This window comes from Rhizobium sp. AQ_MP, assembly GCF_014237835.1.
Lineage (GTDB): Bacteria > Pseudomonadota > Alphaproteobacteria > Rhizobiales > Rhizobiaceae > Allorhizobium.
Map to the genome: position 1 here is coordinate 1 of NZ_JACJVI010000012.1, position 23011 is coordinate 23011.

The window sequence follows — 23011 nt, forward strand, 5'->3', positions numbered from 1 at the left end:
TTGTTGCCGTGGAACTGGACACCCAAGACGCTGAGTGCTCAGGCAGCCTGACCTGCGGCCTTCGCCGGATGCTTACTTTACGCCAATGGGTCGATCACCATCGCCCTCGTCTCGCGGATGCAAATGCGAATGATCCTGTCCACCATATCCGCAACCTGGGTGACAATTCAGGGATACCTGTGCGTTCACCGAAAGCGAGGCGGGCGGGAGGGCTTGGGACGAAGAGGCCGGTGATTGGCGCTCCGGTGATGACGAGTGCTGGGCTTGCCGTGTCGCAGGCAGGGCCGAGACCCAGTGGGTCTGACTGGATGAAGCCATCCGGGTGCATGCCGAGCCGACACCTCTGATGAGCCGCATAGTTCCGGGATACCGGACCCGTGGCCAGAAGGATGCGGCGAGACTGAACCGCGGGCCCCGCCGTTGCGGGGTTAGACCCCCGGCCAGTAGATCGTTCCCATCCCGGGTGATGGATGCGAGGTCACCAGCGTGCGTCGCGGGTTTAAAGCACGGGTCTTTCGAGACGCGCGAGATCCGGTCGCCATAAATCTTGAACCTCAAGCATATGGCGGGCCTGACAGTAGAAGGAAAAGATTGAGGTCAGTGACAGCTTCAGGTCGGAGCGCTTCTCAGATGCCCGGTCAAAGGCTCGCACCAACGCATATTCGCTGGCGCCACGGGTCACGAGTTTTCTGGCCAGCGCGGCTGTCGGACCCGTGAACAGCGGGCGGTTGCTTTGGTCCGATGTCCGCTCGCCTGTCAGCGCGATGTAACGCTCCAGTCGCGCGACGAAATGCTCTGGCGCGAACAAACGATTGAGCAGCCAGGTCATGCCTGAGCGCAACTGATCCGAGCTCATTCTGACAGGAATGATATTGGTGCTGACCAGCGAAGCCGAGTGATCGGCCCCGGTTGTCAGCCGGCCCTCCGCAAGCAGGCGTGCATAGAGCGGGGTTGTTTCCGGGGCGACCAGAACGCCCGGGCTGATCAGGGGCACGGGCATGCTTTGGATGAAATCGAACTGTCGTTCGAAGATGTCGATATCATCCTGGTCGAAGCCAACGATGATGCCGCTATAGACCATCATCCCATGCCGAACGATCGTTTCGACCTGGGCAATCATGTCATGCCGCAAGTTCTGACGTTTGCCGGCCTCGGCGAGGCTCGGTTCATTGGGGGTTTCGATGCCGATGAAGAGAGTTTCAAAACCGCAATCACGCATCAGCGCAAGAATGTCGAGATCGCGACTGATGTCGATGGAGACCTGCGTCGAAAAGGCCATGCGATCTTCCGGTGCACGGTCATTCCATTCTATCAGTCGTTCCAGCAACGTCCTGGTCCGCCGCCTCATGACAGTCAGATTATCATCGGCAAAAAAGACGCTTCGCACGCCGCGCACATGCAGGACATCGAGTTCTGCCGTGATCTGGTCCGGCTCCTTCCATCTTTGCTTGCGTCCCAGATACTGAATGACGTCACAGAATTCGCAATCGAACGGGCATCCCCGCGAGGTTTGAACCTGCGCCGACCAGGTCCGCTCCAGCGGATAGAGGTCCCAGCGCGGCACGGGAGACAGAGCAAGGGAGGGCTTGCCGCCCTGATAGACCGGTTTGTGTTTTCCGGTAGCGAGATCGTCGAAAAGCTCGCCGGCGATGTCTTCGATTTCCCCCGTGACGAGGATATCGCAGTGGTCTCGCAAGGCATCGGGAGAGAGTGAGGCATAAGACCCTCCCATCAGCACGATCTTCCCACGACGCCTGAACTCCGCCGCGATCTCGATCATTCGAGCGTGCTGGGTCACCTTGCCGGTGATCCCGATGTATGGAGCCGGGTGGTCAAAATCGACGGCATCGAGACGCTCCTCACAAATTGTCACCCGCCAGTTTGAAGGTGCGAAGGCTGCCACCGTCGGAGTCGCCAGATCCGCCATGGCCGTTGCATTGATGCCGGTCCATGAGCCGAGAACCTCAAGGCCAAAATAGCCTGGCGTGTTCTCTGCGGGATTGATCAGATAGATTTCATGGATCATGCAGATAGCTGGAGAAGTTTGCGCCTCAGGAGAGGCAGGACCCGTATGCTACGAGCCTGCCTCCCGAGGTCCTGCGTTCTTCTAGGCTCGCCTCCACCTAGTTGGATGGAATGCAGATGGGGCGCGGTGACCGGACACTCTTTACCCCATTCTCATCATGTCAGCCTTCGATACCTTTTTATAAGGCGGGATCGCTAGGCCGCCAGCCACCAGCTCCAGTTCGTCGTCAGACAGTTCATCATTCGCCGCTGCATGATGGGCCAATGCGACGGTGAGCTCCTCACTTGTGAAGGCGAAACCTTCGCGTTCGGCAAGCTTCACGACCGCAGATGCACCTTCCTGAAGGGCTGCCGTCGCCTCCTGCTCGAGAGTCTTGTCATTGCGAACGTGTTCATAAAATTTTTCCAACGCATCGAGCGACATGAAATTTCCTTTCTCTTTTAGGTTCTTGGGGCATTTTCACTGGAGGGTCCATCCGACCTCCAGATGGTCTCGACCCGTTCCGCGATCGGAGCAAACCGGCGGCGGGTCAGGCGGACCATCCGCGGTCGTGAAGGGTCGGTAAAGTAAAGCGCAAGCGACTGAGGGCCGAAGAGCTCAACCTGCCTGCTGTAGCAATGATGATAAGCGCCAACCGCGATAGCGGTGTGCCAGTAGCGCGGATCGAGATAGGCCTCATAATACTCGATCAGAGGGGCATCCTGGGTGTTTTGGGTTGTCCTGCTCGCCGAGAGGGCACTCCAGCGCTCTCTCGATGGACCCGCCAGGACCCAGCCGATAAGCGCGCCTTCCCGGCGCACGATGCAACTGACGCCCTGCTCCAGCTGCGGCCAGAGACGAAGAGGTCCATGCATTTGCGCGGCATCACTCAGAGCCAGTAGGCTGTCCACCCTTTCCATATCGGCCTCGGTCAGGCAGAGGGGATCGAAGGTGTAGAGGGACTGCTTGGAGAGCCTTTCCGAAACCGGCGCCCAGCCGCCAACGGCTTCCACCATGGCGCCGGATCTTCCCAGGACGACGAGGCCGTCCTCTACCGGTTCGCTCCAGCCTGCGGCAGAAAGCAGGGCTTCCAGCGCTGGCCTTCTTTCTCCCCGCTCGGCAAAACGGACGGAAATCGAACGTGCGCCTTTTGTCCCAACTTTGGCCATCCAGGTTTTGACAAGACGCTTGCCAATTCCGCGCCGGCGGCTCCGTGCGGTTACGAAAACGGACATGAGTTCCGCTTGTCTGTCATCTGCCATCAGCCCTAGTGCTAGTCCTGCAGGCAATCCCCCGACAACCGCGCCCACGGCAACCCAATTGGACGGCAGCTTGTGTACCAGCGGGCGCAAGTGTGGAAACGTCATTCCAGCGAAAAGCCCGGCATCGTTCTCGAGAGAGATCAGTTGGACATCCACGTGGGAGGTGCGCGACGCAATTGCCGCGGTAAACGGTGATGGATCTCGTTCTGTAAAGACCACGACTTCAAGCTTTCATCTGCGATCGCGGGGTCTTCCCGCGACTTAGTCGGCGGCAATCTGAAGCTGCAGCTTGCGAATGAAAAGTGACCGACGACGCATTGTTCCGTTCTGCCCAGATTTGGCCTTATCGTGTTAAACCGATTAGTCGCACTTGCAATCAGGATCCGCTAAGCATCGGACGAATATTCGTCCTGAAGGGGTGAGCCACGAGATGGCGACGGTGCGGCGGAAGAGAAGTCCAGGGACAGATCTACGGTGGGGGTGCCCGACTGCGCGGTGCCACCGGCTCCAACAAGTCATGCAGTTGAACGGATTTGGCAGATGAGTGCGGACAAGCTTTTTCGTCAGGAAGCACTGCAAAAGCTCGCCTCTCCCGAGCGACTGGATGAAGCCGTTCAGATCAATTCCAGAGGCACCTGGGTTGCCGTTATGGCGTTCGTTGTACTCGCTCTGCTTTTCGGATTGTGGAGCGTCATCGGGCGAATTCCGTCCCGCGTCAACGGACAGGGCATATTGCTGCTCTCCGGTGGCAATGTCGTCGATACCGTTGCCATGGCGTCAGGCACTCTGGTCGGCCAAGGTGTAGCGCCCGGGGTAGCCGTAACCTCCGGTATGACGATCGCCCGGATTGAACAGCCCGACGTCAAGCTTCGACTTGTCGACGTGGAAAGTCGTCTCGAACGGTTGACGGCGAGCAGACAACAGGCAGTGCTCGATGAAGGTCGGCTGCGTCAGGCAAGGCTTTCCAACACCGAAGCTAGACGTGTTGCATATCAAGGAAAGTCTCGGGACGCCCGGCAGCGACTGGAAGCCTATCAGGCCCAACTGAAACGGCAGGAGAAGCTGGTCGTGACCGGTGCTCTGGCGGTCGCTGCCTTGCAGCAGACGCGCGAGCAGATCGAGCTTGCGGCTCAGGATCTGTCGAATGTCGAAGCCAGTCTCCTCGAAATGGAGGCTTCTGGCTTTGCCTCCGACGCAGAGAGCCGGCGTCTGATCAACTCGCTCGATCAGGAGGTCAGCAAGGTCCGGGCCGAGCGCGACCAGCTTGCGCAGACGCTGAGGGAGTTTGGCACGGTTCAGGCGATCGAGACCGGCACGCTTGTCGAATGGAAGGTGCCATCCGGCACGTACATCGCATCCGGAACGCCGGTAGCGAGCATTGCCACGGGAGATGGTCTTCTGGAGATGCGTCTTTTCTTGCCCCCGGCCAGCGGCAAGCGCGTGCGGCCTGGCATGCGCGTCGATATAGAGATTTCCGGTCTCCCGCGGGAACAGTGGGGCACACTCACCGGTCACGTGCGCTCCGTTTCCGATTTTCCGGCAACGCGCGAGGGCATGCGCGCCATTCTGCAGAACGATACGCTCGTTTCGAGTTTCTCGGGAGATGGAGCCCCCTTCACGGCCGTCGTCACTCTCGATCCAGATCCTTCGGCCCCGAGCGGATATCGGTGGGTCGGGGGACCAGGTCCGGGGCAAGCGCTCAGTCATGGTGCAATCGGTAAGGCAAAGGTCACCATCGAGGAGCGTGCTCCGATCGATTTCCTGGTCCCGATGATCCGAAAACTCACGAGCGTCTGAGATGCCGCTCCGGTCCAATGTCAAGCGGCGCAAGCCGGTCCCGACCATTCTGCAGATCGAACAGACGGAATGTGGTGTTGCCTGCCTCGCGATGATCATGGCGTCGCATGGCGTGCATATGGGTCTTGAGCGCCTTCGCGAAATGGCAGGTGTCTCGCGCGATGGCACAAGGGCAAGCAACCTCTTGAAGGCTGCCCGGAACGTGGGTCTGATCGCCAAAGGTTTTCGCAAGGAGCCCGAGCAGCTGCACGAAATTCCGTGGCCAGCGATACTGCACTGGAACTTCAACCATTTCGTGGTTCTCGAGGGGTTGGCCTCAGGTTTCGCCTATGTGAACGATCCGGCCAGTGGACGCCGCAAGATTCCGATGGACCAGTTCCGACAGGCGTTTACGGGTGTCGTGATCGCCTGCGAGCCGGGAGCCGACTTCAAACCATCCGGGTCTCCGCCATCCGTTTTGGCAGCCCTTGCAGAACGGCTCGCAGGCACGAGAGCGATCTTGCCGCAGATCATCATGGCGTCCTGCCTGCTTGTGGTGCCCGGCGTCGCGCTCCCCGTGCTTTCACGTGTCTTCGTGGACGACATCCTGACCGCCAGGCAGGTCGACTGGGTCATCCCGTTTGTCCTTCTGTTGGCGGTGATGACGCTCGCGCAGGGCGCCCTTGTGCTCTTTCAACAGACACTTCTGTCGCGGCTTGAGGTCCGTCTCGCGTTTCTCCCTGCGGCGAAGATGTTTTGGCACATGATGCGTCTCCCGATGAGCTTCTACAGCCAGCGCCACCCTGGCGAATTGGCCAACCGGCTCGATGCGAATGAAAGGCTGGCGACCCTTCTTTCTGGAGAGTTCGCAACAAGCATTTTCAACCTCCTGAGCATGCTCGTCTATGCAGTCGTCATGCTCCTGTTGGACCCGGTTTTGGCGGTCACGCTCATCTTCCTGCAGTCCGTCTACTTTCTGACGTTGCGCGTCTCCAATCGTCTGCAGGCCCGCAATGCGAGATTACAGGCGGCCCAATCCGGGAAGCTCATCTCAGCGACCATCGGTGCAATCCGGGCGATCGAGACGATCAAGGCATCAGCAACCGAACGGGAAGCATTTCAACGCTGGGCGGGGCATCAGGCAAGGCTCCTCAGCCTGCGCAGCAGCCAGGGCCGGGTGGAGGCCGTGGTCGGTGTCGTTCCGGGTCTGCTCTCCGCCTTGTCAGCCGCCGCAGTCCTTGGGCTTGGCGGTCTGCGCGTCATGGAGGGGGCAATTTCACTGGGGACACTTATTGCCTTCCAGGCGCTTGCAGTCAGCTTCTACACTCCAATTGCAAGCCTCGTTCAGCTCGCCGGCCAGATCCAGATGGTCAAAGCCGACATCGATCGCGCGGATGACCTGATGAGAGCACCTGCGGCGAGCTTCGAGACCAAAGAGGCAACCCCGACAAGTTTCGAAATGCGGGCCGAAAATCTGGTCTTCGGTTACAGCCCGCTTGATGCGCCCTTCATCAATGATTTCTCGCTGACTCTCAGGCCCGGTGCGCGCGTTGCCTTGGTGGGCGGGTCAGGCAGTGGCAAGAGCACCGTCGGCAGGCTTCTCGCCGGTCTTTTCACACCTTGGTCCGGCACGATTTCGATCGGTGGTGTCGCGCTGAATGAACTGGATCCGGCTCGAAGGGCGACATTATGCGGCTATGTGGATCAGGAGATATTCCTGTTCGAAGGCACTGTTCGGGACAACTTGAGCCTTTGGGATCCCGCTCTTTCGGACACTCGCCTCATGAGAGCGCTTTCTGATGCAGCACTCCTCGATGACATCATCATGCGTAAGGGACAGCTCTTGTCCCCTGTCAACGAAGGCGGAGTGAATTTCTCCGGGGGGCAGCGTCAAAGGCTGGAAATCAGTCGTGTCCTCGCTGCCGAACCGGCCATCGTCATCCTCGACGAAGCCACGTCAGCGCTCGACCCCGCGACAGAAAAGCTGATCGACGACAACTTGCGCGCACGGGGCTGCACGACAATCATCATCGCCCACCGATTGAGCACGATCCGCGACTGCGACGAGATCATCGTCATGAAGGACGGTCGGATCGTTGAACGTGGGGACCATGAAACATTGATGGCGACAGCTGGCGAATACGCTGCTCTGATTGCTGAGGGGGCGGGTCATGGCTGACGGTCAAACCACGATCCCCGGTGGCGCGAACCGACCACTTTTCCTTGAACAGCCTGATGATTTCTATCGGTTGACCCGTGGCTATGCGGACATCTTCGCCATACGCGCAGATGGTCTGAGACGCCATCTGTTCCGGATTGAGGCGGGCGAGTACCTCTTTCCTGCTGCGGCTGGCGGGCAACACCGCCTCTGCGCGATCGGCTCGCTCGGTTCGGAATTCACGCTTTGCCAGCTAACGGACAGCACGCCGCCGCTCGAAGCCGTCCAGCATTGGGTCACGGCGATGACCCGCATCCTCGAGCCGGTGCAGCAGGGGTGGACCGACCGCATCCTCTTGGCGGGTGAAATCGAGCTGCCTCAGGGCGCTGCAGTCTCGGCTCCTCACCGGACGATGTGCTTCGTTCGCCCCGTGAGCGGAGCCGTGACCTGGTGTGGTCGAAGCTGGCCGGGTGACTTTCAACTTCCGGTCACCCCCGGCGCCTTGGTTTCCGCAGTCGGCGATGCAACCTTGCAGGTTTCAACAGAATGCCCTGCGCCGCAAACCTTGGCGCTCGGCCTGTCATTCATCGGTGGCGAAGTCATATCGCAACTCGACCGCGAGGCCGCTCAACATGGCGCAAAACTCGAGGATCGGCTCGCCATGCGTCGTCAGGCCATGGATCGAAGCCTTGGCAAAAGTCTGTCGGATCTGCTCTCGTTTCAGGGGGTGACAAGCAGTGAGATGTCATCTGCCCGGCTGTCGGTCGTTGTCACTGTCATGCAGGGTAGTGGCCTGGAGGTATCACCAACGCTGCAGAGGGAACTCGAAGCCTTGGGTGACCAGGGGTCGTATGAACCCCTTCTGCGATGTGCCGGGCTCTATTACCGGCAGGTGATGCTGGGCCATGATTGGTGGTGCCACGATGGCATAGCGAAGGTCGGGACGCTGCGAGACGGGTCGCCGGTCGGCTTGCTGCCAAACAAAGGTGGCGGGTGGCTTTTGGCAACCCATGAAGGCATGCGTCGGCTGAATGCATCCCTCGCCCGCGAGGTCTCGACAGCAGCACTTCAGATCTATCCGTCGTTGGATGATAGACCGATCGGCCTCTATGAAACGATGCGGTTCGGCTTTTCCGGCACGCGCCACGACGTGATCGCCACCGTGGTTGCCGCACTTGTCGCCAGCGCTGTTGTCATGGTTCCACCTGTTGCCGCAACCATGCTCTTTGAGCATGTGGTTCCCGCCGGCGACAGGCTCAACCTGCTTTTCGTCCTGGTGTCTCTGGTCGCCTTGGCCTTTGGACAATCCGCGTTTGAACTGATGCGTGGTCTCTGCGTGGCACGGATCGAGACCCGTCTCGATACGGCGATACAGGCGGCACTTTTCCAGCGGCTCCTGAGACTTCCCGTCAACTTCTTCCGGTCGTTTTCGGCAGGTGATCTGACGGAACGCGTGCTGGGAATTCAGGAGGCGCGCCAAATGATTACCGGGGCGACCGTATCAGGACTGTTTGGTACGATGGGTGTGATCGCCAGCAGCGCGGTTTTGCTTGTGCTCGATTGGCGTCTGGCTCTCGCGGGGGTGGCTGTCCTCAGCCTGTTTCTGGCGGCCTCCGCAGCTTTGTCCGTCAGGCAGCTGGCACAGGAGCGCCGTCAGGCCACGATCCGGGGCCGGAATCAGGGCTTTGTCCTTCAGTTGTTGATCGGCATGACCAAGCTGCGCGCTGCGCACGCGGAAAAACTGGCTCTCGCTCAATGGGCGTGGAAGAGCCTCGAACACCGCAAGGCATTCGCAGCGTCAAGAGCAATCCAGTCGATGCATGCCGCACTTCTGGCGTTGATGCCCTGGATTTCGCTCATGGTCGTATACCTCACGCTCCTGTGGTTGACGAAATCCGATCAGCAGAAGGCAGCCCTTCTTGCGCTTTTGCCGAACGGAGGTACGACGGCTGCCGGTGGCGCAAGGGAAGCATTTACAGCTGCAGCCTTCGTCGGGTTTGCCACTGCATTCGGGCAGATGACGAGCGGCTTGAAGGCGACGGTCGATGCCTTCACGCGCTTGCTCAGCGTTGCGCCCCTGGCGGAACGGACAGCACCGGTGCTGCAGGCTGTGCCCGACGATAGCCCGGCAGTTCGGGGATCTCCGTCACAGCTCACCGGCAATCTCGTCTTCCGCAACGTCAGTTTCCGCTACGGACCCGATAGCCCGCTCGTTCTGAAAGGCCTCAATCTCGAGATAAAGCCAGGCGACTTCATTGCCGTTGCGGGGCCTTCCGGAAGCGGCAAGTCCACTCTGATGCGTCTCATTCTGGGCTTCGAGACATTGGAAACGGGTGAGATCTTCTATGATGGCGTCCCGTCACACGGCATTGAGCTGTCGTCGCTCAGGTCGCAGATTGGTATAGTCCTGCAGAATGGTGGTCTCAGTGCAGGATCGATCTACGAGAACATCGTCGGCTCCTCCGGTTTGGGCGTGGGCGACGCCTGGGCGGCTGCCCGCATGGTTGGCCTGGCCGAAGAAATCGAGAATATGCCGATGGGCATGCACACGGTTCTCAACGACGGCGCGATGACGATCTCGGGTGGTCAAAGGCAACGTATCCTGATTGCACGCGCCCTTGTCAGAAAGCCACGGATCCTCCTCTTCGACGAAGCGACCAGCGCGCTGGACAATCGAACGCAGGCGATTGTCACGCGAAGCCTGTCAAGTCTGGAGGTCACCCGCATCGTGATCGCCCATAGGCTGAGCACGATCAGGGAGGCTGACCGCATCATCGTGCTCAATCGCGGCAGCCTCGTCGAGAGTGGCACGTATGACGAACTGATCGGGGCGGGTGGCACCTTCAGTGACCTTGCTCGCCGACAATTGCTTTAGGAGACGGTATGCGCAAGGTTCTCTACATTCTTGGCCAGTTGAACGACGAAGACGCCGAATGGCTGGCTCGGACCGGTCGCATTAGGACATGCCGCGAAGGTGAGTTGCTGATCAAAGAGGGCCTTGCCACCCAGGATCTCTACTTTGTATTGACGGGCGAAGTCGGCGTCCATGTCGAGGGCGCGGGGGAAGTGGCGCGCCTTGGCCGCGGCGAGGTTGTGGGCGAAATGTCCTTCGTCGATTCATCGCCTCCCTCTGCAACGATCCTGGCGCATGACGGCGCAACGGTACTTGCGGTTGAGAAATCAGCCATTGACGCTCGATTGCGCCGGGATAACGGCTTCGCAGGACGCTTCTACAAAGCGATTGCCATTTTCCTGGCCGATCGGCTGCGTTCGACAATGGGTCGGATGCGTAGCACTGCAGGATTACGCAAAGACGAAATCATGGACGACGAGCTCGACGAGAGCATACTGGATCAGGTCTCCCTGGCCGGTTCCCGTTTTGAGCACATGCTTTCAGTCTTGTCGAAAGTGAACTGACGCTCCTTCAGCCCTGGTCCTGCACGGGCGATCCGCGGAAAGATCGAGACCGTCAGGCAAACTCAGACGATCCAGATGATAGCACACAAGAGCAGCAGGATGAGGCTCATCACCGTCAGCGGGCCAGCCATGCGGGATAGCCTCAAGGGGCGATCGAGATCCTGGGTCGCTGAAATGCTGTCCAAGGCTTGCGAACGGAAAAGTCGCGCGCCTCTCATCAAGGGCAAACCTGCATTTTCATGTCGAGACATCAGACGGTGATTTTCCATCGGAGTAAGGTAAAGCACCAGCTAAACCAGTTGGAGCGGCGCCATCAAGGCCATATCGGCACTTTGGCCAGGCTCATAGGCGCTTTCAGTTTTTCGAGAGGTGGAACAGCCGCAACGCATACGCCGCAGTTGCGCCAGTCTGCGGTAACGGAATGTGGTCTCACTGCATTGGCGATCATCTTTGCGTGGCACGGGGTTGATGTTCCTCTGGAAAAACTGCGTCATGAGATCGGTTCCAGCAGGCTCGGGCTTACGGCGCGCCAGCTCCTCGAACTCGCCCGCCGCTATGATTTCGACACCAAGGCATATCGGCGTGACATCGATCAGCTTGCAACGCTTCCGCGACCCTTCATCGCCCATAGCCGCTTCATACATTTCGTAGTCGTAGAGGATGTTTCCGATCGTCACGTCGTCGTAAACGATCCCGCGCGCGGGCCTCTGCGACTGACACTGGAGGAGTTTGCAAGAGACTTTACCGGCGTTGCCCTGACGTTTGTTCCACGTCGCACGCAGATGCCGCCGCAACATCCGGCACGGCAGGAATTCTGGCTGCAACTCAGCATCGATCGGCTTCCGGCCACTGTCTTTTTCTGCCTTTGTCTTCTGCAAATGGCCGCCTTGGTGTCCGGTTTGCTGACATTGGCTCCGGTCGTCGACGGGGCTTCTCCTTTAGGCCATGCGCTCATGATCGGGGGCGTGGCCGTGATCCTGCAGGTTTTGCTGCATTGGAGCATCGACGTCTGGACCGATCGTCTTGCAAGGCAGACGCAAGAACTTGCCTGGCACCGCTTCAGAAACATGCCGCCACACTGGTTTGCTGCGAAAACGCCAAGCCAGCTCGCAGACATCATGGTCCTCGGAGAGAGGTGGCTTTCGCTCCTGCCTGATATTCTCTCGCTTGCTCGTTCGCTGCTTTTCCTGCCGATCCTGATGATTGCACCTTGGCTCAGTCTTTGGAGTGGACTGCTGGTCATGTCGTTAACAGGAATCGCTTCATGGATCACCCTGTCTGCATGCCTCAGGCGCGGCGAGACCCGCATGAGGCCTATGGGGCCGGACCGGCTCGTCGCTTTGCCCGACGCCCAAATCCTTGCGGATCTTGAGAGCCGGCAATTCGGAGCCAGGGATTGCGAGCTTGTCGCTCAGCTTGTGGGAGAGCATGCGCGCATTCACTCCGAGGCTCAGGCGAACCTGGACTGGCAGACGAAGGTCGACATCTGGGTTGCACTCCCGCTTACCATCGCTCTGGCGGTCAGCATGGGGGAGGGGCTCCTGACTGACAACTGGGGCACGGCCGCAGCGCTTGGGACAGTCTGCGTTACCATCGGTTCTTGCTTGATCTCGACGCGCCGCAACTTTCCCGCTGTGAACGATCTCATGGGGCTACTCTCCCGCCTGCACGATCTGCGACAGACCGGAGGCAATCTCGCCGTATCAGAGGAAAGACAGGAGACGTACGGCATCCTAAGGATCGAGCTTTCGCAAACCGACCTGAGTTTGAGGAGAGGAGACCTCCTCAAACTCACTGGCCCCTCTGGGAGCGGAAAAACGCGGCTTGCCCGTCAGATTGCGGGGCTTGAACCGTGCTTGCGGGGCGCGATCACCTACGGCGGAACGGCTACCGAAACGCTTTGCCATCAAGGTTCGTCTCAGGTGATGTTGGTTGACCAGCAGGTCGTTCTGATCTCAGCGAGCGTCGCCGAGAATCTTCGCCTCGGGGAAGCCCGCTTCGAACGCGCAGCCCTGGACCGCGTGCTCGACTTGGTCGAACTCAAGCGGGAGCTTGACCCTCGAGGGGGACTGGATCTGATGCTGTCTGCAGAGAGACCGATGTTGAGTGGCGGTCAGCTTCGGCGCCTCGCGCTGGCTCGTGCGCTGCTGCGTCAACCCCGTGTGATCGTTCTGGATGGGACGCTCGATGCACTGGATGCGCGCCTCGCTGAACGGATCGTTGAGCGACTCAGTGAACGACATATTCTTGTTCTGGTCGGCGAACGTGGCACAGAAGCGCGGCAGCCGACGGCGAACATCGAGATGGGCAAGCTCTGATGGACGAAATCGCCTATCGTCTGGCTCAATTGGCGCATGGTCGCGACCTATCGCACGAAGCAGAATTGCGAAGCCTCGCTCAGGAACGAGGTTTAATGCTTCGACGTGTCCGGATGCATGAAAGGCAATGGTGGAAGCGCGACCTGGGAATCCTTCTCGCATGGCATAGCGTGAGACGACAATTCGTCGTGGTCCATGCCCGTTGCCGTGGATTACCATTTGCAGTGACCGTCGATGGCCGCCGACATCCCCTATCTGAAGCCGATTGCCGCGCGCTACACTCAGACATGCTGGCTCTTGTCGTTCCGCAGGGGCGCCTCGTCCCAGTGAGCCTCCCTACTGCCGCGCTTGGCGTCATGTTTGCGGCACAGGTTGTGATCCTATCGGTTTTTGCGGGTGAGCCACAGGGGGGGCGAGCGGTCTCGATTCTGCTTCTGGCGGGTCTCGCCTTGGTCCTGGCGCGCGCCGCCTACTTGGTCACGTCCTCGCGCGCATCCATCGTGCTGGGATGGCATCTTCATGACCAACTTTGGACCGAAGCTCTGGATCGGGGCCTGACAGTCCTTCAGGGCTCTACTTCATACGACTACGCGCAGTCGATGCGTTCCTTGCTAAAGAGACGCATCAGAGGATTGTGCGGGACGATCTCCCTTCCGATGGGGCTTGCCACGCTTCTTCCCGGCCTTCTCTTTATCGGGGTTTCATCGCCGGAGCTGGTGCTTCGCTTCAGCCTCGTTTGGATTCCGCTGTTTTTGGCTGCGATGACGGCCCGTCATCTGCTTGCCACGGTCGAAAGTCAGCAAGAGCAGGGGCTGGGCGATGCCCAGCATCGACTGGATCTGGTCACGCAAATCAACTTGGGTCTGCGTCCACTCGGAGCAGAGGCCTTTGCATTGAACCGTCTGGAGGCTGCCGCAGACAATCGGAAGAGGCTTGCGCGTCGACAAAGAGGTCTTCTTCAGACTGCGGTGGTGTGCGAGATCCTGCTCGTGGTGCTGACCGGCGCAACATTCGTTGCCTTCTCAAAGGGCATGCCCACTATGGCTCTGGTAACTGCGGCCGGGCTGATGGTTGCAATTGGACTGGTGGAGGTCGGTCGTTCCGTTGTGGCGATGGTTCCGGCGGGGAAATCGCCGATTGAAAAGAAGGCGTCTGGTCGCCTGTCGCCACGTTGCCAGCCGGGTAGCGAAGAAGCGCTCCAATCGATCGAGCTCAAGGGGGTCACCTTCCGACATTCCGGAGCACCGGCACCCTTGTTCAGACCTACAGATCTCCTCATCAGGCGAGGCGAAATCGTTGCCGTAACAGGCCCGTCCGGCGCGGGAAAATCGACGCTGTTGAGGCTTGCCTTGGGTCTCTTGCAGCCGTTTGAGGGTGAACTCAGGATCAACGGACAACCGGCTTTCGCGCTGGACAATATGGCCTGGCGAAGACAGGTTGGTGCCGTTCTTCAGGACGAGCATGTTCCCGTGGAAACTATCAAGTCCTTCTTGTTGGGAATGAGCGCCCTCCGCTTGGAGGCTGCGCTCGAATGCCTCGATACGCTCGGTCTTCTCCAGGAGATCGACGCTCTGCCGATGGGCATTCAGACAGTTCTCGCCGAGGGGATGATCCCGACGGGTTTGATGGAGCGCCTGCAAATTGCCAGAGTTCTCCTGCGCCGCCCCGCACTGCTGGTCTTGGACGAAGCAACGACTGGTCTCGATGAAGCGGTGCAGACCAAGCTTTTGACGGATTTGCGTATCGCTGGAATCGGCGTGTTGATCGCGACACATCGCGAAAGCGCGGTCGCCATCGCCGACAGACGCGTCAATGTCGTTCCCATCTGAACGGACAATGTCATCTGCGCTGTCGGCTCCTGGCGTATGACCACAGATCGGGTCGCTGGGCAGTCGTCTGCCTGGCGACCCGTCAGCTCGGTCTTACTTCTTCTTTTTGTCGGGGTAGGGAGGGCCGTACAGAATGAAAGCGCTGAACGAGATACCGCCCGATGCAAGATCCAGGAGTTCGTCAGGGAGCTCGTCCAGTTTGAACGGTGCGCGCAGGACGATAGTCGCTTCGCCGGGCTTCTCTTCAATCACGTTGATCTTGAGGTTCTTGAGCGGGTTCTCACGCTCCAGCACCTCCGCCAGCGCCGCATGGGGGTCTTTTTTCAGGCGCTCGCGAAAGCCAGTGTCTTGGTTCGCTTTCTCGACCACGGCCTTCTCGATGTGAAGCCGCAGGTCAGACATCACATCTGATTGCTGTTGTAACATGTTGTCACCAAAGTCCTTCTAAGCGTCCGAATATCCGGACGGGACAAATATCGATGGGCCAATGGCAAGATCAACTGGGCATTGCCCGGTATTGAGCATCCAAATCTGGGCGGATTTCTTTTGCGCTTTGAAGGCTACTCTGACTTTTTGTAGATCAATTTCTATCGGGCAACGCGCAAGGATTTAGATTTGGAATTGGCGGGAGATCATTTACATTTTGTTAACTTTGACGCAATTGTCGACATGGAGTTGCGAGACGCTTGCGCCGGACTGACCTGGCGCAGCTATCGGTCCATACTCGACGCTTCGAAAACCGAAAACCGTTTGGCCTTGGTCGCATTCTCAGGCGAGATTCCCGTGGCATTGTGGTTGTCGGTCCAAATGCCGTTCGAAGGCCAGCAGAGAAGCCACACACTCTTGTCGCTTGTTGTTGCCGCCGCTTGGCGACGCCGCGGTGTTGCGACCCGATTGATGCAGATGGCAGAGGTGGAACTTGCTGCTCGCGGCGTCTCTGTCGTGACCACCAGTTACTCATCCATCCTTCCTGGCGCGGGTGCAATGTCAGGCTTGTTGCTCAATCATGCCTGGATGGAACCAAGGGCCGACAGAATCCGCATCTGTGGTCGGGTCGGGGACACGGTTACCACGTCCAAGGCGTGGGATCTGCTGCTCAGGCGGCTTCAAAGTCGAGGTATCCGGTATCTCAGCTGGGAGGACACCAATTTCGACTTGATTGAGCAGGCTGCGGTCATGGTTGATGCAGGACAGGCGCCGGAATGGTCTGATCCGCGGCCTTGGAGTGCATCCCTTTGCCGGCAGCTTTCTCTGGCGATCCTGGATGGGAAAGGGGACTTGGCTGGCTGGGTGGTGTGTGAGCCGCAGCCTGCGCTAGACCGGTGGTACTTTCCCATTGGTTGGGTCATCCCGACGGAGCAGGATCGTGGGACCTTGGTCGGGGCCTATCTGGAAGGCTCAAGGCGGATACAGGCAAAAAGTGGTCCGTCGGCACTTGCGGTGCTTGAAGCTTCCCCCAGGCAAGGGCGCGCATGGAGCTTGTTCGAAAAGCACTTTTCCAGCTCCGCGCTGTGGTCGGATCGCCTGCTCATCTCCCAGAAAACCGTGCCCGTGGATGTTCGTTGAGAACCGACCCCTTGGCCTGCCGATTGGGTGATCCGACTGTGAACCGAGTGCCTGCTCGGTCAGGGGTAGGAAATGTCAAAGCGCCTTCACGATCATCTTTTTAAGTCTCTGCCATCAATCGATCCGAATTTCCGCAAGGTTCGGGGCCAACACGCTATGACTCGGAAAATCATACCAGCACATAACTGCTCGGTGTCAGCCCTCTCGGCACGGTCTTAATGCAAGTCTCCGCGCAATCGGGCCCCGCAACCAGTTCAAACAGCAAAACCTCACCGCCTCCGCATCACCGGGGGCGGTTTGGCGTTTGTATGCCACAAAACCGAGCAAGGCCGCACAGGCCGCGACCACAAAACTCGCCCGGGATCTAGAGTGCTGCCCGACCAGGTCGAACAGGGCTCTCGTCCTAGCCCAGCGACATGCGGCAATAGCGGCATCTGTCGCGGTAGACGGTGACAGGGCGGCCGTCGCAGGTCGCGGCGATCCGCAGCCGTTCGGGCAGGCGCGGGTCGGCGCCCATGCAGAACAGGTCCTCGCCCATCGGAACGAGTTCCATATCCGATCGGGTCCCTCCACCCCATCCGGTATATCAGCCACGGGCGACCATCCCGCACCACGATCCGGAAAGTCAAGCTGATAGGCTCCAGCACAGGCTCATGTCCAACGAGTATCGACAGGCCGCATTGCTGACGGGCGATGACTGCCTCAGACGATGGGCAACCGAGAAGAAACTGGCTCTGCGAACGTGCGGCGGACCCAAGCGCGCGATCGGCACACGTGCACCGATTCTGGTCCCGATGACGGTCAATGATCGATGGTCGCAGGATTTCGCGCCGGATCAACTCGCCGATGGTCGCGGGGGCCGATTTTGACGATCGTCGATGATTGCACCAGGAAATGCCTGGGCCTTGTCGCTGACGCATCCCCTGCCGGTCTACGCATTGCTCGTGAGCTGGACCGGATCAATGAGAAGCGTGGCAAGCTGGATAGGAATCGACAGGCCCTAGTCGGCAGTCCAGCCGCCATCGATCCTTAGCGCGGTACCCGTGACCATCGCCGATGCATCGGACGCGAGATACACCACCCCGGCCATGATGTCCTCAACCGTGCCGATCCGTCCCAGCTTGATCTTTTCAGCCAACCAGCGGGCCCGCTCCGGGTTGGAGAAGGTCTGCTCGGTCAGCGGCGTGCGGATGAAGGTCGGGCAGATCGTGTTGACACGGATGCCGTGCTGTCCCCATTCGATCGCCATGGATTTGGTGAAGCCTTCGACGGCGTGCTTCGTTGCCGCATAGACGGCGCGGTCGACGCCCCCGACATGGGCCATCTGCGACGAGATGTTGATCAGGGAGCCGGCTCGGCCGTGCTCGATCAGCCCGCGTGCCACCGCGCGGGTGAGGAAATAGGCGCTGCGAACATTGACGCCGAACACCGCATCGAAGTCCTCCGGCTTCGTGTCGAGCGCCGGGCCATGGCGGGCAAGGCCAGCACTGTTGACGAGAACATCAAAAGGACCGGACGAGGCGACCCAGCGCTCGGTTGCCTCAATGTCGGTCACGTCCAGCGCCATAGGCTCTGCCGAACATCCACGGCGAACGAGTTCCTCGGCCACGGAGGTGAGCTTGTCTGCACTGCGCGCAACGAGAACCACATGCGCTCCCGCCTCCGCAAGGGCGACCGCCGCGGCCGCCCCGATACCGGAGGACGCGCCGACGGCGAGCGCCCGCCGGCCATCGAGACGAAAAGTTGGGGTCTTCGGCAGATCCATCAGCGGCTTCTCCTTCACGTCATGCAGCCAGCCCGGGCCCCATGGTTCGCCTACTCGGCTGCCTGCCCATAGGGCACGTTCTGACCGCCATAGCGGCGTACGCGAATATTGGCCTGCTCGGCATGGCCGACAAAGCCTTCCAGCATGCAAAGACGGGAGCAATAGGCGCCGATCTCCGCCGCGGCCTGGTCGGTGGTGACCTTTTGATAGGAATGGGTCTTCAGGAACTTGCCGACCCACAGGCCACCGGTATAGCGCCCGGCCTTCTTCGTCGGCAGCGTATGGTTGGTGCCGATCACCTTGTCGCCATTGGCAACATTGGTGCGCGGTCCCAGGAACAGCGCGCCGTAGGAATGCATGTTCTGCAGATACCAGTCGTCGCGATCCGTCATCACCTGTACATGCTCCGACGCGATGTCATTCGCCACGGCCAGCATTTCCTCATGCGTGTCGCAGACGATGATTTCGCCGTAGTCGCGCCAGGAGACGCTGGCAGTATCGCGCGTCGGCAATATCTCGAGCTGGCGTTCGATCTCGGCAAGTGTCGCTTTGGCCAGCGCCATCGAATTGGTGATCAGCACGGCCGGCGAATTGTAGCCATGCTCGGCCTGTCCCAGCAGGTCGGTCGCGCAGATCTCGGCGTCGACCGTCTCGTCGGCGATCACCATGGTTTCCGTCGGGCCGGCGAAGAGGTCGATGCCCACACGGCCATAGAGCTGACGCTTGGCCTCGGCGACGAACGCATTTCCAGGGCCGACCAGCATATCGACCGGGCGGATCGTTTCGGTGCCGATCGCCATGGCCCCGACAGCCTGCATGCCACCCAGCACGTAGATTTCATGCGCGCCCGCTCGATGCATGGCAGCGACAATTGCCGGATGCGGCTCTCCCTTTTGCGGTGGCGCGGCAGCGACGATGCGCGGCACGCCCGCAACCGAAGCGGTCAGGACCGACATGTGCGCAGATGCCACCATCGGAAACTTGCCGCCCGGCACATAGCAGCCGACCGATTGTACCGGAATATTGCGGTGGCCGAGGATGACCCCCGGCAGCGTCTCGACTTCGATATCCTGCATCGAGGCCCGCTGTGCCTCGGCAAAACGACGGATCTGCGCCTGGGCGAAGTCGATATCCGCCATGTCTCTGGTCGACACCTTGCCCATTGCGGCCTCGATTTCAGAGGAAGACAACCGGAAGGAAGGGGGCGAATAGGAATCGAATGTTTCGGAGAGCGCCCGCACGGCCGCATCTCCGCGCGCTTCGATATCGGCCAGCGTTGTTTCAACGATGCTGCGAACCTTTGCGTCGTCATCTGCGCGCTCGGTGGCTGGCTTGCCCTGCTTGAGATGGGTGATGGTCATAGATTGCACTCCGTTTTTCCCAGCGGGATATTGCGTTCGGCGCCACGTCGTTGCAAGTTTTCATCAAGAAAGTGAAAGTTTTTCATGAGGTGTCACCGTGAAGCCGACAGCCAAACAGGTCGCGCAGGCCGCAGGCGTTTCCCTCTCAGCCGTGTCGCGTGCCTTCCTGCCGGGTTCACCACTGGATGCTGCAAAACGCCAGCGCATTCTCGCCGTCGCCGCCAAGCTCGGATATGCCAGTCCGGCCCGGCGCACGGCGGAAGCGATCGCAGCCAGCACTGTCACGCTCGTTGCGGGTGATCTCGGCAATCCGTTCTACCCCATGGTGCTCGATACGCTGGCCAAACAGTTGCAGCTGTCCCAGCGGCAGCTGTTGGTCTATGCGGTGCCGGCACAAGAGGATGTCGATGCCATGCTGCCGCAGATCCTCGCCCAGCGACCGTCGGCAGTGATCGTCACCTCGGCACGCCTGACCTCGGCAATGGCGCGGGCCTGCCGGCGCAACGGCATCAAGGTTGTGCTGATCAACCGCATCCAGCGGGACATGAAGATGAATGCGGTCAGTTGCGACAATTATGGCGGCGGGCGCGATGTGGCACGGCTGTTTGCCGCCCGTGGCCGCACGCGCATAGGCTTCATTGGCGGCATCGCCAATACATCTACGCATGCCGAGCGCGCGCGAGGTTTTCGCGACGGCCTGCGGGAGGCCGGATTGTCGCTGCAACACGAGGTTGCCGGCAATTTCACCTACAACGAAGCTTATGCCGCCGCTCTCCGTTTGCTGGCCAGCCGCAGCCGGCCCGACGCCTTGTTCTGCTGCAACGACATCATGGGGCTTGCCGCCATCGACGCTGCCCGGGAAAAGGGATTGCGGCCCGGCGAGGACATCGCCATCGTCGGCTTCGACGACATACCGATGGCCGGCTGGACCTCCTATCGGCTCACGACCATCCGCCAGCCGGTCGAGCGCATGGTTCAGGAGGCGCTGAGCATTATTGACGACCCGGCGATCCGTCCGGGAGACGACGGCTCGGTTCGCATCCTGCCCGGAAAGCTGACCATCCGGGCAAGTGGCTGATACGCGCAACCGCGTTCACGCAGCCCGACGTGACGTCATTTTAGGCATCACATTGGCGATGAAATCCGGGACATCGGTGGCGAAATCCGGGAATGTCAGACACACGCCGTGCAGGCCCTGTGCCGCCAGCGTATCGAGATAGGCGGCAACTTTGCTGTAGGAGCCGACGATATAGGGGATCGACATGAAGGTCACGGTCGCCGGGTCGAGCTTGAGATAATCCGCGCGGTTCACATCCATGCCCGAGACCCGCAGAAACTCCTGGATGGCGACATCGTCACGGTTGGCGAGATAATGATCCCGCTCAGCCTCCGCCTCTGCATCGGTCTCAGCAGCAATGACGTTGAGCAGCGTATAGGAGTTAACGGTCCGGCCCTCTGCCGCTGCCAGACCGGCAATCTTCCCGACAACCTCGCCCAATTGCTCCGGCGTATCGTTCATTCGGCCGACAAACGAGAAATCAGCCTGTTTCGCGACGAATTTCAACGCCCCATCCGACTGGCCGGCGCACACGACCGGTAGATCATAAGCCGGCTTGGGCCAGGATTTGCAGTCTTCCAGCGTGAAGTGCTTGCCGGAGAAGGTGACGCTTTCTTCCGTCCATAACCGCTTGAGTACGGTCAGAAATTCATCGGCATACTCATAGCGGTTGAGATAATAGTCGTCGTCGCTCCACATTCCCATCTGGGCATACTCGAACTTGTTCCACCCGGCGACGATGTTGACGCCGAAGCGGCCACTGGAAACGTCGGCCACGGTGGCGGCCATCTTGGCGAGCACAGCAGGATTGATGGTGCGCACCGCAACCGAAGCATAGAGCTTGATGCGGCTGGTCACCGCAGAGAGCGCCGACATCAGCGTGAAGGATTCGAGTGCAGCATCCCAGTGATGGGACTCACCTCCATAGCCACGCCATTTCACCTGCGACAGGGCGAATTCCATGCCCGCTGCTTCCGCAGCGAGCGTTACGTCACGGTTGAGAGCATATGTTGCTTTGTTCTGGGGCGGCTCGCCCTTGGCAATGATCAGCCCCCCGCTCGTGCTGGGCAGAAATAGTCCGAGTTCCAGATGCTTGACCATGGGCGTTCCCTCTCGTTTTTAGCATACGCATGCAGAATTCCCATGGGTTGCCTGCTTGTCAAGGATTCTGAGAAATATTCACGCTCCCGAAATCCTCGCGATTTTTCCCCTTCATTCTCAGCAAGTTACCTCTCGGCCACTCGGCAAAACGCGCTCCTCACTGGGGCAAATAAGGCAAACTCGCAAGGTCAACAAACATATTGACAAGCCCTAACAAGCGATGAATGAATACGCATGCGAAACTGCCAGAACGGCAAGATAACAAGAGGGAACTGACATGAACATGGATCGCAAGAGAGTCTGGTTGATGTGTGCCAGCATGCTGCTTCTGCCTTGCGCAGCGGCGCAGGCTGACGAAGTCAGCGAAGGCGTGGCGCGGGCAACCGAAATCATCGAGGCGCACCGCAAGCCCCCCGTTTACACCCCGGCCGGCGAAGCCTTCGATATCGCCGCCGTTGCCAAGGGTAAGACGATGCTGTCGATCCCCAACACCAGTTCGAACCAGTTCCTGAAGGGGATCATCACCCGCGAAATCGCGGTCGGCAAGGAGATCGGCCTCGATGTGCGCGAGTGGGAAAACCAGGGGCAGCCCAACCAGTGGGTCCAGGGCATCGAATATGCGATCCAGAACAAGATCGACATCGTTGACCTGATCTCGGGCGTCAATCCGGCTGTGGTGGAGCCGCAGTTGCAGGCCGCCAGGGATGCAGGAGTCAAGGTTTTCACCTCGCATTTCTACGATCCGTCTCAGCCGGCCAGCCCGCTGCTGGAGGGCGACCTGCCGGTGAGTTTCTACAAGCAGGGCTGGCTGCTCGGCAACTGGATGGTCTACAAGACGAAAGGCGCAGCCAACGCCATTGTCGTCAAGACAGATGAAGTGCCGCCGACGGGCCCGCTGGTCCAGGGGATCCGTGATGCCTTCGAGAAGAATTGCCCGAACTGCACGATCCTGCAGGAAATCAACGTCGGCATCACCGAGTGGGGCACCAAGATTCAGCCTTCCGTGCAGTCTGCGCTCATCGCCAACCCCACTGCCAACTACGTGATCCCGATCTATGACAGCATGAGCCAGTTCGTGGTGCCGGCCGTCGAGCTCACCGGCAAGAGTGAAACCGTCAAGATCGCCACCTCGAACGGCACGCCCTTCGTCCTCGACTTCATCCGCGAAGGCAAGGTCGAAATGGATATCGGCGAAAGCCTCGACTGGATCGCCCGCGCCACCATCGACGGCTATATGCGCAAGCTTGCGGGCCTTCCGATGCCGAAGGACATTGGCGTGCCCTACTATATTTTCGACGCCTCGAACGTCGAAAGCGCCGGCATTCCGGCAGAACCGAACAAGGGCTACGGCGACGAGTATGTGAAGGGTTTCAAAGAGACCTGGAAGATGCAGTGA

At 59.8% G+C, this 23011-nt stretch carries 17 protein-coding genes and 1 pseudogene; 10 read left to right on the forward strand and 8 right to left on the reverse strand.

What is annotated here, in order from left to right:
• Nucleotides 1-499: 499 nt before the first annotated feature.
• The 3 genes from H6M51_RS16915 to H6M51_RS16925 form a co-directional block, all read right to left on the reverse strand.
• Nucleotides 500-2026, reverse strand: a complete 1527-nt coding sequence (locus H6M51_RS16915; RefSeq protein WP_185810998.1) for a radical SAM protein — start codon at nucleotides 2024-2026, stop codon at nucleotides 500-502.
• A 141-nt stretch (nucleotides 2027-2167) separates the two neighbouring features.
• On the reverse strand, nucleotides 2168-2449 hold the full coding sequence (locus H6M51_RS16920) for a Nif11-like leader peptide family RiPP precursor (RefSeq protein WP_185810999.1): 282 nt from the start codon (nucleotides 2447-2449) through the stop codon (nucleotides 2168-2170).
• A gap of 17 nt (nucleotides 2450-2466) precedes the next feature.
• Nucleotides 2467-3372, reverse strand: a complete 906-nt coding sequence (locus H6M51_RS16925) for a GNAT family N-acetyltransferase (RefSeq protein WP_348644515.1) — start codon at nucleotides 3370-3372, stop codon at nucleotides 2467-2469.
• Nucleotides 3373-3807: 435 nt separating this feature from the next.
• On the opposite strand from H6M51_RS16925, the gene H6M51_RS16930 reads away from it, so the two are divergent.
• From H6M51_RS16930 to H6M51_RS16955, 6 genes are all read left to right on the forward strand, one after another.
• Nucleotides 3808-5064 (forward strand): NHLP bacteriocin system secretion protein, encoded by a 1257-nt coding sequence (locus tag H6M51_RS16930; RefSeq protein WP_185811001.1) that lies wholly within the window; start codon nucleotides 3808-3810, stop codon nucleotides 5062-5064.
• Between the two features lies 1 nt (nucleotide 5065).
• Nucleotides 5066-7222: an NHLP family bacteriocin export ABC transporter peptidase/permease/ATPase subunit gene (locus H6M51_RS16935; protein WP_185811002.1), complete on the forward strand. Its 2157-nt coding sequence runs from the start codon at nucleotides 5066-5068 to the stop codon at nucleotides 7220-7222.
• Complete coding sequence (locus H6M51_RS16940; RefSeq protein WP_185811003.1) at nucleotides 7215-10076, forward strand: ATP-binding cassette domain-containing protein; 2862 nt, start codon at nucleotides 7215-7217, stop codon at nucleotides 10074-10076. Before H6M51_RS16935 ends, H6M51_RS16940 begins: the two co-directional genes overlap by 8 nt.
• An 8-nt stretch (nucleotides 10077-10084) precedes the next feature.
• On the forward strand, nucleotides 10085-10618 hold the full coding sequence (locus H6M51_RS16945; protein ID WP_185811004.1) for a cyclic nucleotide-binding domain-containing protein: 534 nt from the start codon (nucleotides 10085-10087) through the stop codon (nucleotides 10616-10618).
• Between the two features lie 257 nt (nucleotides 10619-10875).
• A complete protein-coding gene (locus H6M51_RS16950) occupies nucleotides 10876-12936 on the forward strand; it encodes a cysteine peptidase family C39 domain-containing protein (protein WP_185811005.1) in 2061 nt (686 codons plus the stop codon).
• Nucleotides 12936-14765, forward strand: coding sequence for an ATP-binding cassette domain-containing protein (locus tag H6M51_RS16955; protein ID WP_185811006.1), 1830 nt, complete (start codon nucleotides 12936-12938; stop codon nucleotides 14763-14765). Before H6M51_RS16950 ends, H6M51_RS16955 begins: the two co-directional genes overlap by 1 nt.
• A 93-nt stretch (nucleotides 14766-14858) precedes the next feature.
• Here the strand turns inward: H6M51_RS16955 and H6M51_RS16960 are convergent, their stop codons facing one another.
• Nucleotides 14859-15191, reverse strand: coding sequence for an NHLP leader peptide family natural product precursor (locus H6M51_RS16960; RefSeq protein WP_185811007.1), 333 nt, complete (start codon nucleotides 15189-15191; stop codon nucleotides 14859-14861).
• Nucleotides 15192-15380: 189 nt separating this feature from the next.
• Between H6M51_RS16960 and H6M51_RS16965 the strand changes: the two genes are divergently transcribed.
• Nucleotides 15381-16331: a GNAT family N-acetyltransferase gene (locus tag H6M51_RS16965; protein ID WP_185811008.1), complete on the forward strand. Its 951-nt coding sequence runs from the start codon at nucleotides 15381-15383 to the stop codon at nucleotides 16329-16331.
• A 403-nt stretch (nucleotides 16332-16734) separates the two neighbouring features.
• Here H6M51_RS16965 and H6M51_RS16970 read toward each other — a convergent pair whose 3' ends face one another.
• Entirely contained in the window at nucleotides 16735-16884 is a 150-nt protein-coding gene (locus H6M51_RS16970; RefSeq protein ID WP_185811009.1) for a hypothetical protein, read from the reverse strand.
• Nucleotides 16885-17047: 163 nt separating this feature from the next.
• Between H6M51_RS16970 and H6M51_RS16975 the strand changes: the two are divergent.
• Nucleotides 17048-17310, forward strand: a pseudogene (locus H6M51_RS16975) (IS3 family transposase); the annotation flags it as partial.
• Nucleotides 17311-17331: 21 nt separating this feature from the next.
• On the opposite strand, the gene H6M51_RS16980 reads toward H6M51_RS16975, so the two are convergent.
• Together H6M51_RS16980 and hisD are read right to left on the reverse strand one after the other, a co-directional pair.
• Nucleotides 17332-18096 (reverse strand): SDR family NAD(P)-dependent oxidoreductase, encoded by a 765-nt coding sequence (locus H6M51_RS16980; protein WP_185811010.1) that lies wholly within the window; start codon nucleotides 18094-18096, stop codon nucleotides 17332-17334.
• A gap of 50 nt (nucleotides 18097-18146) precedes the next feature.
• Nucleotides 18147-19457, reverse strand: a complete 1311-nt coding sequence (hisD, locus tag H6M51_RS16985; RefSeq protein ID WP_185811011.1) for a histidinol dehydrogenase — start codon at nucleotides 19455-19457, stop codon at nucleotides 18147-18149.
• Nucleotides 19458-19554: 97 nt separating this feature from the next.
• Here hisD and H6M51_RS16990 point away from each other — a divergent pair, with 97 nt between their 5' ends.
• Nucleotides 19555-20535: a substrate-binding domain-containing protein gene (locus H6M51_RS16990; RefSeq protein ID WP_185811012.1), complete on the forward strand. Its 981-nt coding sequence runs from the start codon at nucleotides 19555-19557 to the stop codon at nucleotides 20533-20535.
• Nucleotides 20536-20550: 15 nt separating this feature from the next.
• Here the strand turns inward: H6M51_RS16990 and H6M51_RS16995 are convergent, their stop codons facing one another.
• Entirely contained in the window at nucleotides 20551-21615 is a 1065-nt protein-coding gene (locus H6M51_RS16995) for an LLM class flavin-dependent oxidoreductase (RefSeq protein ID WP_185811013.1), read from the reverse strand.
• Nucleotides 21616-21898: 283 nt separating this feature from the next.
• On the opposite strand from H6M51_RS16995, the gene H6M51_RS17000 reads away from it, so the two are divergent.
• Nucleotides 21899-23011 (forward strand): substrate-binding domain-containing protein, encoded by a 1113-nt coding sequence (locus H6M51_RS17000; RefSeq protein WP_185811014.1) that lies wholly within the window; start codon nucleotides 21899-21901, stop codon nucleotides 23009-23011.

Bases quoted from the DNA above. Each gene is read 5' to 3' on its own strand.
- H6M51_RS16960 (WP_185811007.1), bottom strand. From the start codon at position 15,191: ATGTTACAACAGCAATCAGATGTGATGTCTGACCTGCGGCTTCACATC.
- H6M51_RS16980 (WP_185811010.1), bottom strand. From the start codon at position 18,096: ATGGATCTGCCGAAGACCCCAACTTTTCGTCTCGATGGCCGGCGGGCG.
- H6M51_RS16915 (WP_185810998.1), bottom strand. From the start codon at position 2,026: ATGATCCATGAAATCTATCTGATCAATCCCGCAGAGAACACGCCAGGC.
- H6M51_RS16920 (WP_185810999.1), bottom strand. From the start codon at position 2,449: ATGTCGCTCGATGCGTTGGAAAAATTTTATGAACACGTTCGCAATGAC.
- H6M51_RS17000 (WP_185811014.1), top strand. From the start codon at position 21,899: ATGGATCGCAAGAGAGTCTGGTTGATGTGTGCCAGCATGCTGCTTCTG.
- H6M51_RS16935 (WP_185811002.1), top strand. From the start codon at position 5,066: ATGCCGCTCCGGTCCAATGTCAAGCGGCGCAAGCCGGTCCCGACCATT.
- H6M51_RS16970 (WP_185811009.1), bottom strand. From the start codon at position 16,884: ATGGAACTCGTTCCGATGGGCGAGGACCTGTTCTGCATGGGCGCCGAC.
- H6M51_RS16995 (WP_185811013.1), bottom strand. From the start codon at position 21,615: ATGGTCAAGCATCTGGAACTCGGACTATTTCTGCCCAGCACGAGCGGG.
- H6M51_RS16930 (WP_185811001.1), top strand. From the start codon at position 3,808: ATGAGTGCGGACAAGCTTTTTCGTCAGGAAGCACTGCAAAAGCTCGCC.
- hisD (WP_185811011.1), bottom strand. From the start codon at position 19,457: ATGACCATCACCCATCTCAAGCAGGGCAAGCCAGCCACCGAGCGCGCA.
- H6M51_RS16955 (WP_185811006.1), top strand. From the start codon at position 12,936: ATGGACGAAATCGCCTATCGTCTGGCTCAATTGGCGCATGGTCGCGAC.
- H6M51_RS16940 (WP_185811003.1), top strand. From the start codon at position 7,215: ATGGCTGACGGTCAAACCACGATCCCCGGTGGCGCGAACCGACCACTT.
- H6M51_RS16925 (WP_348644515.1), bottom strand. From the start codon at position 3,372: ATGACGTTTCCACACTTGCGCCCGCTGGTACACAAGCTGCCGTCCAAT.
- H6M51_RS16945 (WP_185811004.1), top strand. From the start codon at position 10,085: ATGCGCAAGGTTCTCTACATTCTTGGCCAGTTGAACGACGAAGACGCC.